Origin of the sequence: uncultured Bacteroides sp. (assembly GCF_937912035.1) — a bacterium.
Classification (GTDB): Bacteria; Bacteroidota; Bacteroidia; order Bacteroidales; family Bacteroidaceae; genus Phocaeicola.
In genome coordinates, this window is record NZ_CALDPF010000013.1 from 1 (window position 1) to 9,995 (window position 9,995).

General features: G+C 38.8%; 10 protein-coding genes. 5 read left to right on the top strand and 5 right to left on the bottom strand.

The window, feature by feature from the left end; genetic code table 11:
* Positions 1–65: 65 nt before the first annotated feature.
* From Q0486_RS01930 to pta, 3 genes are all read right to left on the bottom strand, one after another.
* Positions 66–1,106 carry a sugar kinase gene (locus tag Q0486_RS01930; RefSeq protein ID WP_299229953.1) on the bottom strand — a complete coding sequence of 347 codons (1,041 nt, stop codon included), beginning with the start codon at positions 1,104–1,106 and terminating at the stop codon, positions 66–68.
* Positions 1,107–1,257: 151 nt separating this feature from the next.
* A complete protein-coding gene (locus Q0486_RS01935; RefSeq protein ID WP_299229955.1) occupies positions 1,258–2,457 on the bottom strand; it encodes an acetate kinase in 1,200 nt (399 codons plus the stop codon).
* A gap of 85 nt (positions 2,458–2,542) precedes the next feature.
* Positions 2,543–3,556: a phosphate acetyltransferase gene (gene pta / locus Q0486_RS01940; protein ID WP_299229957.1), complete on the bottom strand. Its 1,014-nt coding sequence runs from the start codon at positions 3,554–3,556 to the stop codon at positions 2,543–2,545.
* A gap of 246 nt (positions 3,557–3,802) precedes the next feature.
* Here pta and Q0486_RS01945 point away from each other — a divergent pair, with 246 nt between their 5' ends.
* Genes Q0486_RS01945 through Q0486_RS01960 form a run of 4 tightly spaced genes read left to right on the top strand, consistent with a single transcriptional unit; the run spans position 3,803 to position 6,746 of the window.
* The gene (locus Q0486_RS01945; protein WP_299229959.1) at positions 3,803–4,153 is read left to right on the top strand and encodes a CidA/LrgA family protein; all 351 of its coding nucleotides are present in this window, start codon (positions 3,803–3,805) and stop codon (positions 4,151–4,153) included.
* The gene (locus Q0486_RS01950; protein ID WP_287678636.1) at positions 4,134–4,829 is read left to right on the top strand and encodes an LrgB family protein; all 696 of its coding nucleotides are present in this window, start codon (positions 4,134–4,136) and stop codon (positions 4,827–4,829) included. Before Q0486_RS01945 ends, Q0486_RS01950 begins: the two co-directional genes overlap by 20 nt.
* 10 nt (positions 4,830–4,839) lie before the next feature.
* The gene (locus Q0486_RS01955; protein ID WP_299229963.1) at positions 4,840–5,730 is read left to right on the top strand and encodes a DUF2156 domain-containing protein; all 891 of its coding nucleotides are present in this window, start codon (positions 4,840–4,842) and stop codon (positions 5,728–5,730) included.
* Positions 5,727–6,746 carry a GNAT family N-acetyltransferase gene (locus Q0486_RS01960; protein WP_299229965.1) on the top strand — a complete coding sequence of 340 codons (1,020 nt, stop codon included), beginning with the start codon at positions 5,727–5,729 and terminating at the stop codon, positions 6,744–6,746. Before Q0486_RS01955 ends, Q0486_RS01960 begins: the two co-directional genes overlap by 4 nt.
* On the opposite strand, the gene cdaA is transcribed toward Q0486_RS01960, so the two are convergent.
* Both cdaA and folP read right to left on the bottom strand, forming a co-directional pair.
* The gene (gene cdaA / locus Q0486_RS01965) at positions 6,733–7,518 is read right to left on the bottom strand and encodes a diadenylate cyclase CdaA (RefSeq protein WP_299229967.1); all 786 of its coding nucleotides are present in this window, start codon (positions 7,516–7,518) and stop codon (positions 6,733–6,735) included. The genes Q0486_RS01960 and cdaA overlap by 14 nt on opposite strands.
* Before the next feature lie 54 nt (positions 7,519–7,572).
* Positions 7,573–8,430, bottom strand: a complete 858-nt coding sequence (gene folP / locus Q0486_RS01970; protein ID WP_299229969.1) for a dihydropteroate synthase — start codon at positions 8,428–8,430, stop codon at positions 7,573–7,575.
* 111 nt (positions 8,431–8,541) lie between these two features.
* Between folP and murF the strand changes: the two genes are divergently transcribed.
* On the top strand, positions 8,542–9,837 hold the full coding sequence (gene murF, locus Q0486_RS01975; protein ID WP_299229972.1) for a UDP-N-acetylmuramoyl-tripeptide--D-alanyl-D-alanine ligase: 1,296 nt from the start codon (positions 8,542–8,544) through the stop codon (positions 9,835–9,837).
* Positions 9,838–9,995: the final 158 nt, after the last annotated feature.

The following is a 9,995-nucleotide window of genomic DNA, read 5'->3' on the forward strand; positions in this document are numbered from 1 at the left end:
AAATAAAATGGCATATTAAATTTAATATGCCATTTTATTTTATATCAGATTTTTTATGAAGTACATTATCGTGCAACTTCTCCACTTTCATGTTTTGCAATCAGACCTTCAACTTCAGAAACCTTTACCATATTATAATCACCTGCTATGGTATTTTTTAGAACGGATGCAGCAGTAGAGAAATCTACTCGCTTCTGATTGTCATCAAATGCACTTTGTGCGTATAACATAGCTCCACAAAAAGCATCGCCTACTCCTACACAATCAATAACATTATCTATGTCAAATACTCTAGTGTGTTTCATTTCTCCGTTTGCATAAAGAATTCCTGCGAATGTGTGATGCTCTGAACTCATTACGTTACGAAGTGCAATGTAGATATATTTGCAATTGGGAACCTGTTTGCTGATTTCTTGACAGAATTTTTCGTATGCCTCTATATCATATTTTTCTCCGCTTTTTGTTGCTTTAAATCCAGGTGCTTTTATACCGGTTACAAGAGAATATTCTCCTTCGCTGCCAAACATTATGTCACTGTCTTTCATTAGTGGAAGCAATACTTCTTGAGCGCTTTTTCCGTAATTCCACAAATTTTTTCGGTAATTGATATCGTATGAAATTTTCAGTCCCATTTCTTTAGCGATATCAATAGCTTCTTTGCAAACTTCTGCAAGTCCAGGAGTCAGAGCTGCATCAATACCTGACCAGTGGAATATATAAGCATTTTTGAAGATCTCGCGCCAGTTTATCATACCTGGCTTTAATTCTGAGAATGCAGAGTTCTCTCTGTCATATATTACTTTAGAATTACGCATGGCAGCGGCTTTTTCCATATAGTAGGTACCGAGTCGATGACCGCCGAAAAGAATGTGGTTGGTCCCGATATTGTGCGAACGCAATTCGGAAATACAAGTTTCACCTAAAGCATTGTCTGGAAGTCGTGTGATATAGTCTACTTCTCCGCCAAAATTAGCGATTGAGATAGCTACATTTGCTTCACTTCCTCCATAATTGACTAGAAAGTCACGACTTTGCTGGATACGCAAATTATCAGGTGTGGTAAGACGGAGCATGATTTCTCCGAATGTTACAATTTTTTTGTTCATAATGTCAAGTTTTCGATTTAAGTAGAACTAAGGCAAAAAAAAGAGGATACCTCTTGAGGAATCTCTTTGCTTTGTTTCCTTTGCAAAGATAGTGAATTCCTTTCATGAGGTATCCTCTTTTTAACTCTTTTAGGATAATTCCTATATCTTATTATTTATTATTTAAGATGTTCATTGTGTCAGTAGCGATCATTAATTCTTCGTCTGTAGGTATTACAACTACTTTCACTTTGGAATTTTCTGTAGAAATGATTGCTTCCTGTCCGCGTACCTTGTTCTTTTCAGGATCAATTTCAACACCCATAAATCCTAATGTCTTGCAGACACCGGCACGTGCTGTAGCCTGGTTTTCGCCTACACCGCCTGTGAACAGGATTACGTCAACACCACCCATTGCTGCTGCGTATGCACCGATATATTTTGTAATGCGGTAGAAGTACATGTTTTCTGTAAGGATAGCGCGTTCTTCGCCCCTTGCTACAGCATCTTCAAGCTCACGCATATCACTTGATTTTTCAAATATACCAAGAACACCGCTCTTCTTATTAAGCAAGTTTGACATTTCATCAGGAGTCATACCTTCTTTCTTCATCATGTAAAGTATTGCGCCTCCGTCAATGTCACCGCAACGTGTACCCATCATAAGTCCTTCCAATGGAGTAAGTCCCATTGTTGTATCGATACATTTACCGTCTTTTACAGCAGCGATAGAACCACCGTTACCGATGTGGCAAGTGATAATGCGGCTGCCTTCCTGAGGGATACCGAGGAACTCGCATACACGTTTTGATACATAACGGTGTGATGTTCCGTGGAAACCGTAACGGCGGATACCATATTTTTCGAAATATTTGTAAGGTATCGGATACAGATAAGCGTAGTCAGGCATAGTCTGGTGGAATGCAGTATCGAATACAGCTACCTGTGGAACTTCAGGAAGAAGTTGTTGTACGGCGTAGATACCTTTCAGGTTTGCAGGGTTATGCAACGGACCGAGGTCGCAGCATTCTTCTACAGCTGCTATTACAGCATCGTTAATAAGCACAGAACCGCTGAATTTTGTTCCTCCGTGCAGTACGCGGTGGCCTACAGCATTGATTTCGTGAAGGTTCTTTACAGCACCGTATTCTGCATTTGTCAATGTATCAAATATAAACTGAACTCCAGTAGTGTGTTCAGGAACATCCTTTTCGATGATTTTCTTTTCTCCGCTAGGAAGTGTAAGTTTAAGGAATGAACCTGGAAGACCTATTTTTTCAATACCTCCTTGTGCAAGGATTTCTTTTGTAGTCATTTCAAACAGTTTATACTTGATTGAAGAGCTACCGCAGTTGAGTACTAATATTTTCATAATACTATAAGTAAAAAAGTAATTAAAGCACAAAGGTCAGCGCACAGACCTTTGTGCTTGTAGATAATGTTTGATAAGTTTGTTATTAATTCTGTGCTTTTGCAGCAATAGCCTGATTGGCTGTGATTGCAATCATCTTGTAAACGTCGTCGATGCTGCATCCGCGTGACAAGTCGTTTACAGGACGTGCTATACCCTGAAGGATAGGACCTACAGCTGTAGCGTGACCAAGACGTTCAACAAGCTTGTAAGAGATGTTACCTACTTCAAGGCAAGGAACTACAAGTACATTTGCCTTACCTGCGATTTCTGAACCCGGAGCCTTGCTTGCGCCGATACGTGGAACCAAAGCTGCGTCTGCCTGAAGTTCACCGTCGATTTTCAGTTCAGGAGCCATTTCCTTAGCTATCTTGAGAGCTTCAGTTACTTTGTCAACAACTTCGTGTTTAGCAGAACCCTTAGTAGAGAAGCTTAACATTGCAACACGTGGGTCGATACCTGCTACAGCCTGTGCTGTCTGTGCTGTACATACTGCAATCTGTGCCAACTGATTAGCGTCAGGTACAGGAGTTACGGCAACGTCACCCATTACCAATACACCGTTGTCACCACATTCAGGTGCATGAGTCAACATCAACATGGCTCCTGATACACAAGTAATGCCCGGAGCAGTTTTGATAATCTGAAGTGCAGGACGAAGAACATCGCCTGTAGTATTGCGTGCACCAGCCAGCTGACCGTCGGCATCACCGGCTTTGATTATAAGGCATCCAAGGTAAAGAGGGTTCTTTACAAGTTCCTGAGCCTGTTCCATTGTCATGCCTTTTTTCTTGCGGAGTTCGAAAAGCAGTTCAGCGTATGCATCTTTCTTTTCGTGGTTCTCAGGATCGATGATAGTAGCTTTATTGATGTTTCCTAAGCCCCATTCCTGAGCTAGTTTCATGATTTCTTCAGGGTTACCAAGAAGAATAAGGTCAGCAACACCGTCTGTCAATATCTGATTGGCAGCTTTTAAAGTACGTTCTTCAGTTCCTTCAGGAAGAACAATGCGCTGTTTGTTTGCTTTAGCGCGTTCCACAATTTGACTAATTAAATCCATGTTGATTTATATTTTAATATAATGTAATTCTTATTATCATCACCGTTTGCGTTAACGGTCTTTTAATTTCACACTGCAAAAATACGTATTTTTGTAATATCTAGTTTGCAAAATATAAACTTTTTTTCTAGAAAGAGGTCATTTTATGTATGTTTAAGGACATAAAAGGCTTTTTTGATGATGTGAGTGTATGTTTTCTGTGCTATTGCATAAATTTGCATCAGTTTTCAATAGAATAATTAAGGTATGATTCGTCAATGTTCAATCCTTTTCGGATGTATGGCTCTAGGTGAACTGATAGTTTATCTGACCGGTGTAAAATTGCCTTCCAGTATTATAGGCATGTTGCTTCTTACATTGTTTTTGTCATTAGGATGGGTAAAGCTTGAATGGGTTCAAGGCTTGTCTGATTTTCTTGTGGCAAATCTCGGCTTTTTCTTTGTACCTTCAGGCGTGGCTCTGATGTTGTATTTCGATATCATTCAGGCACAGTTCTGGCCTATAGTGATAGCCACTTTGGTAAGTACGATTTTAGTGTTGGTAGTAACAGGTTGGGTTCATCAAATAGTTCGTAAATATGGATTTTTTAGAAAATAAGTTCTTTCTTCTGGCTATAACTTTCGGTTTCTTTTTCGTTTCCAAACTGTTACAGAAGAAGACAGGATGGGTGTTGCTTAATCCTATCCTTTTGGCGGTGGCAATGTTGATTTGCTTCCTTAAGGTAAGCGGTGTCTCGTATGAAAAATATCAGGACGCTGGCTCTCTTGTAGAGTTCTGGTTGCGTCCGGCTGTAGTTGCATTGGGAGTTCCTCTTTATCTGCAGTTGCGTATGATAAAAAAGCAGTTGCTTCCTATCATATTGTCACAGTTGGCAGGTTGTGTAGTGGGATTGATTTCGGTTACAGTTGTTGCAAAACTGCTTGGTGCTACTCCTGAAGTCATAATGTCGCTTGCACCTAAGTCTGTTACAACCCCTATAGCGATGGAAGTTTCGTCGGCTGTAGGTGGGATACCTTCGTTGACAGCTGCTGTAGTGATAGTCGTCGGACTGTTCGGAGCCATTTTCGGCTTTAAGGTACTTCAGGTTGGACATGTGCACAGCCCTATAGCCCAGGGTCTTTCCATGGGAACAGCCACTCACGCTGTAGGAACATCACGCGCAATGGAGGTTAGTGGTAAGTATGGAGCATACGCCAGCCTCGGACTTACTCTCAATGGTATTCTTACAGCATTACTCTCACCTTATATATTACATTTGATAGGTCTTTATTAATATATCCGTTATGCTTTCATTCAGACGTCTTGACATAGAAGATAAATTTACGGTCCAGAAATATACTCTCCGTAGTAAACGCCGTAACTGTGATTTGACATTTGCCAATCTCTACAGTTGGCGTTTCCTTTATCTCACCGAGATTGCCGAGTTCGGTGGTTTCCTGTTGTTCAGATTTTATGTTGATGGGGAACTCTCGTATATGTTGCCTGTAGGTGAGGGCGACATAAAACCGGTTATGGAGGAACTGATGTCGGATGCTCGGATGAAAGCCATTCCTTTTGTGATGTATGGTGTCTGCAAAGAAAATTGCGATGAGCTGGAAAGTCTTTTTCCCGGCAAGTTTGTTTTTACTTCAGACCGTGACTATTCCGATTACTTGTACCATCGTTCCGATTTATCTACGTTGTCAGGCAAGAAGTTCCAGCCAAAGCGCAACCATATAAATAAGTTCCGCAATAATTATCCAGGATATGAGTTCAAGCCTCTCACCCGCGAGCTGATACCGGAATGTATAAAGCTTGAGTCGTTATGGTGTCGTGCCAACAACTGCAGTGAGGATGAGGCCCTGCAGAACGAGAGAAAATCAATGAACGCCGCATTACGCAGTTTTGAAGAACTTGATATCATGGGCGGAGTGCTGACGGTTGACGGCAAGATTGTAGCTTTTACCTATGGAGCGCCTGTCAATAATGAGACTTTTGATACATGTGTGGAAAAAGCTGATACAGACTACGAAGGCGCATACGCCATGATAAATCATGAGTTCGCAAAGATTATTCCCGAACAATACATATATATAAACAGGGAAGAAGATCTTGGTCTGGAGGGATTGCGTAAGGCAAAACTTTCATATCAGCCGTATCTGCTTCTGGAAAAGTATAAACTGGAACTGAAATGAAAGAGCAGGTAAAGTCTTTGTGGAAACTGTGTTTCCCGGACGATTCGGATGATTTTGTCGGACTGTATTTCTCTTTAAGATATACAGACGAAATAAACAGTGCTATTACGGAAAACGGCAGGATAGTGTCCGCGCTCCAGCGGATACCGTATCCCATGCGGTTTAATGATGCCGTGATACCGGTGGCATATATATCCGGAGCATGTACTCATCCCGATTTCCGTTCCAGAGGTCTGATGTCGCGTCTTCTTGATGAGGCACATAGGAAAATGTATACAGACGGAAAGTATCTTTCTGTGCTTATACCGGCTAATGAAGGATTGATAAGCTATTATTCTAAGTTTGGTTACGAAGTATGTTTTCAACATAATGAAAAGTTATTAACAGGTATGTGTAAAACTGTTGATAACTATAACTATGGGTTGATATTCAGAGAAATAGGATTGCAGAAAAATGAACTTGCTGATGTGTGTGAGTTTATTAATCAACAGTTATCAACACGTCAGGTCAGTATTTTGCATCCTTTGCAGGATATAATGATTGTTGTGTCAGATATTCATCTTTCTGGAGGACAGGTATGGTGTTCACGTACAGATGAAGGAAAACTTTGTGCGGTATCGTTAGTTGTTGTATCAGAAAAACTTGTAGTTGTTAAGGAGCTTCTGTCTGTAGATAAAGAATCGGAATCTGCTATGATCGATTTTTTGCTCTGTCATTATTCTGTGTCTCGAATAGAGAAATCTTCACCATGTGGTATGGTTCGTGTGATAAATGCGTACCATATGCTTGAAATATTGTCAGGCATAATAAAAGGTGATTGGATAATTGAAATCTATGGTGATGATGTTATAATAGAAAATAACGGATTCTATATTATATCCAATGGGGGGTGTAAAAAAACTGATAGTCGCTCAGGATGTAATAACGATGCTGTATATCAGCAAATACATATAAACAGTCTTCCTTCTTGGCTGTTTCGTGATATGTGTCCTTATATGAGTCTCATGCTTGATTGATATATTCGTTTGTTAACATTCTTTCTAGTTCCTCTGCATTCAGCTTTAGATAGAACTCACCTTTGTAGGCAATTGATATACCGCCGGTTTCTTCAGAGACTATTATAGCCAACGCATCAGTTTCCTGTGATACACCGAGCGCAGCACGGTGTCTTAGTCCTAGTTCTTTAGGAATATTGAGATTGTGTGATACGGGGAGTATGCATCCTGCAGCTTTTATTCTTTTGCCGCTTATAATCATAGCTCCGTCATGTAGAGGACTGTTTTTGAAAAAGATGTTTTCTATAAGACGTTGATTGATGTTTGCGTCTATAACGTCGCCTGTCATTACTATATTGTCAAGGGGCATATCTTTTTCCAATACTATGAGTGCTCCTACTTTCCCTTTACCCATATTGAGGCATGCCATAACAATAGGCATAATGTCATTTTTGTCGCTGTCATTGTATTTTTTTCCTTTCAGTAATCTGAGTAAACTGTTTGTACTGTATCTTGAGCCTAGTGTAAGTAGAAATTGTCTTATTTCGTCTTGAAAGAGAACTATTAGAGCTATTACTCCAACACTTACTAATTTATCGAAAATAGAACCTAGTAGTCTCATTTGCAATACCTGAGATACGATAATCCAGATTATTATGAACACCAATATGCCGATAAATATGTTTATCGAACCTGATGATTTCATAACTTTGTATGTCTTGTATAGAATGAAGGCCACTAATAGTATGTCTAGTATATCTTTAAGGCTTATTATGTTTAAATCGAATGGCATTTTGATAATTAAAAATTAATGATTATAAACTAAGAATTGTTAGTAGACTAATAACTAACAACTAACTTTTCCTGTCGTAGCATTGAATATCTTAACCGCTTCGCAAGCTTCTTTTACGTCATGCACCCTAAGTATGTTTGCACCTTTTATCAGCGATATGGTGTTGAGTGCAGTAGTTCCGTTTAGAGCATCTTCTGGAGTGTTGCCTAGGAGTTTGTATATCATTGATTTTCTAGATATTCCCACCAATAAAGGGAGGCTGAATATACTGAACTCTTCTAGCTTGTCCATAAGTATATAGTTATGTTCGATAGTTTTCCCGAAACCGAAGCCTGGATCTATTATTATATCTTTTGCTCCAAGATCGCGCATTTTTTGTATCTTTTCAGAGAAGTAATACATTACTTCTTTTACCACATTGTCGTATTCAGGATTTTTTTGCATATTCTGTGGTGTACCTTTCATGTGCATCATTATGTATGGAACTCCAAGATTTGCCACAGTATGCATCATCTTGTTATCTATGCTACCTGCTGAAATGTCATTAATGATTGCTACTCCATGTTCTTCTACGCACATTCTTGCAATATCTGCACGGAATGTATCGACAGAAATTACAGCTTCAGGCATCTCTACGTTTAATAATGTAAGAGCCTTTTTTAGTCTTGAAGCCTCTTCTTCTCTAGAGATATGTTGTGCGTCTGGTCTTGACGAGTAGGCACCTATGTCTATAATATCTCCACCTTCGTCAATGATCTGTCTTGCTCTTTGTAATATGTCTTCTTCTGATTGTTTTCTGCTTCCAGAATAAAATGAATCTGGTGTAACGTTCAGTATTCCCATAACTTTTGGACGATCCAAATCCATTATATAACCATTGACATTGATATATTTTGCTATTTTATTTTCCATTTCGATGCTTGCGTAATGATGTTGCAAATGTACATACAATAATTTATTTTTTATTGATTTGTGATTGATTTTTCGTTTATCTTTGTGTCAGGTATTAAATAGTATTTTAAAATGGAAACTTCACAATTGTATAAATATTTTCTTGAGTGCGGAAAGGTTACTATCGACACTCGTGATTGTCCAAAAGGTTCGATGTTTATAGCGCTTAAAGGTGCTACTTTCAACGGAAATACTTTTGCTTCTCAAGCTATAGCAAATGGCTGTTTATATGCTGTGGTTGATGAGGCTGAATATGCAAACGATTCTGATGGTCGTATTCTTCTAGTTGACGATTGTCTTAAAGCCTTACAGAATTTGGCTGCATGGCATCGGCATATATTGGGTACCAAAATGATAGGTATTACAGGCACCAATGGAAAGACTACTACAAAAGAACTGATAGCTGCAGTTCTGAAAGAGAAATACAACGTACTTTATACACAGGGTAATCTGAATAATCACATCGGAGTGCCTTTGACACTGCTTAAACTTACTTCGGAACATGAAATGGCAGTAGTGGAAATGGGAGCCAATCACCCTGGTGAGATAAAGACTTTGGTGAATATGGCATGTCCTGATTATGGTATAATAACCAATGTAGGTAAGGCACATCTTGAAGGATTCGGCTCCTTTGAGGGAGTTATACGTACAAAAGGTGAGTTGTACGACTATATCCGTGAAAATGGTGGAAAAATATTCATACAGAATGAAAATCCTTATTTAAATTCTATTGCAGGCGGATTGGAATGTATACGTTACGGTGCTGAAGAAGATCTTTTCGTGTCCGGAAAAGTACTTTCATGCTCTCCGTTTCTGTTTTTTAGTTGGAAGTCTGAAGGTAAGTCTCACGAAGTGCAGACTCATCTTATAGGTTCGTATAATGTTGATAATGCTCTAGCGGCAGTTTCTATAGGACGATATTTTGATGTAGAGGATGATGCTATTTGTCATGCACTTTCTTCATATGAACCACGGAATAATCGTTCGCAGCTGGTCGAAGCATGTGGAAACAGATTTGTTATAGATGCCTATAATGCAAATCCTACATCTATGGCTGCAGCACTTGAGAATTTTCGTATGATTGAGGCTGAACATAAGATGGTGATTTTGGGAGATATGAAAGAGCTAGGTGATGCAAGTCTTGAGGAACACCAAAAAGTTATTGATATGCTTGTTGATTACGGTTTTGATAGGGTTATACTTGTTGGGCCAGAGTTCGGAAAAACAGTAAATTCTTTTGAACACTTTGATAATACTGATGAGGTGTATTCTATACTTTCTTCTGATATGCCTAATGGATATATGATACTAATTAAGGGTTCAAATAGTATGAAATTAGCAGAATTGTTTGAAATGTTAATGAAATAAATTTATGTGATAATTTCCCGAATTTCTTTAGGGTTTTTATTATAATATGTATAGGGTTATATTTCTATTTAATAGTACAATTTCTTTTGTTTGTATTATATGCTTGATTAACAGCTAGTTATGTATATAGTTATAATTTTTTTGAAAAAAAAGTTGTC

What these genes read in the sequence shown, in the direction of transcription:
- Q0486_RS01935 (WP_299229955.1), bottom strand. Translation starts at nt 2,457, where the DNA reads ATGAAAATATTAGTACTCAACTGCGGTAGCTCTTCAATCAAGTATAAA.
- folP (WP_299229969.1), bottom strand. Translation starts at nt 8,430, where the DNA reads ATGGAAAATAAAATAGCAAAATATATCAATGTCAATGGTTATATAATG.
- Q0486_RS01950 (WP_287678636.1), top strand. Translation starts at nt 4,134, where the DNA reads ATGGATTTTTTAGAAAATAAGTTCTTTCTTCTGGCTATAACTTTCGGT.
- Q0486_RS01930 (WP_299229953.1), bottom strand. Translation starts at nt 1,106, where the DNA reads ATGAACAAAAAAATTGTAACATTCGGAGAAATCATGCTCCGTCTTACC.
- Q0486_RS01960 (WP_299229965.1), top strand. Translation starts at nt 5,727, where the DNA reads ATGAAAGAGCAGGTAAAGTCTTTGTGGAAACTGTGTTTCCCGGACGAT.
- pta (WP_299229957.1), bottom strand. Translation starts at nt 3,556, where the DNA reads ATGGATTTAATTAGTCAAATTGTGGAACGCGCTAAAGCAAACAAACAG.
- murF (WP_299229972.1), top strand. Translation starts at nt 8,542, where the DNA reads ATGGAAACTTCACAATTGTATAAATATTTTCTTGAGTGCGGAAAGGTT.
- cdaA (WP_299229967.1), bottom strand. Translation starts at nt 7,518, where the DNA reads ATGCCATTCGATTTAAACATAATAAGCCTTAAAGATATACTAGACATA.
- Q0486_RS01945 (WP_299229959.1), top strand. Translation starts at nt 3,803, where the DNA reads ATGATTCGTCAATGTTCAATCCTTTTCGGATGTATGGCTCTAGGTGAA.
- Q0486_RS01955 (WP_299229963.1), top strand. Translation starts at nt 4,840, where the DNA reads ATGCTTTCATTCAGACGTCTTGACATAGAAGATAAATTTACGGTCCAG.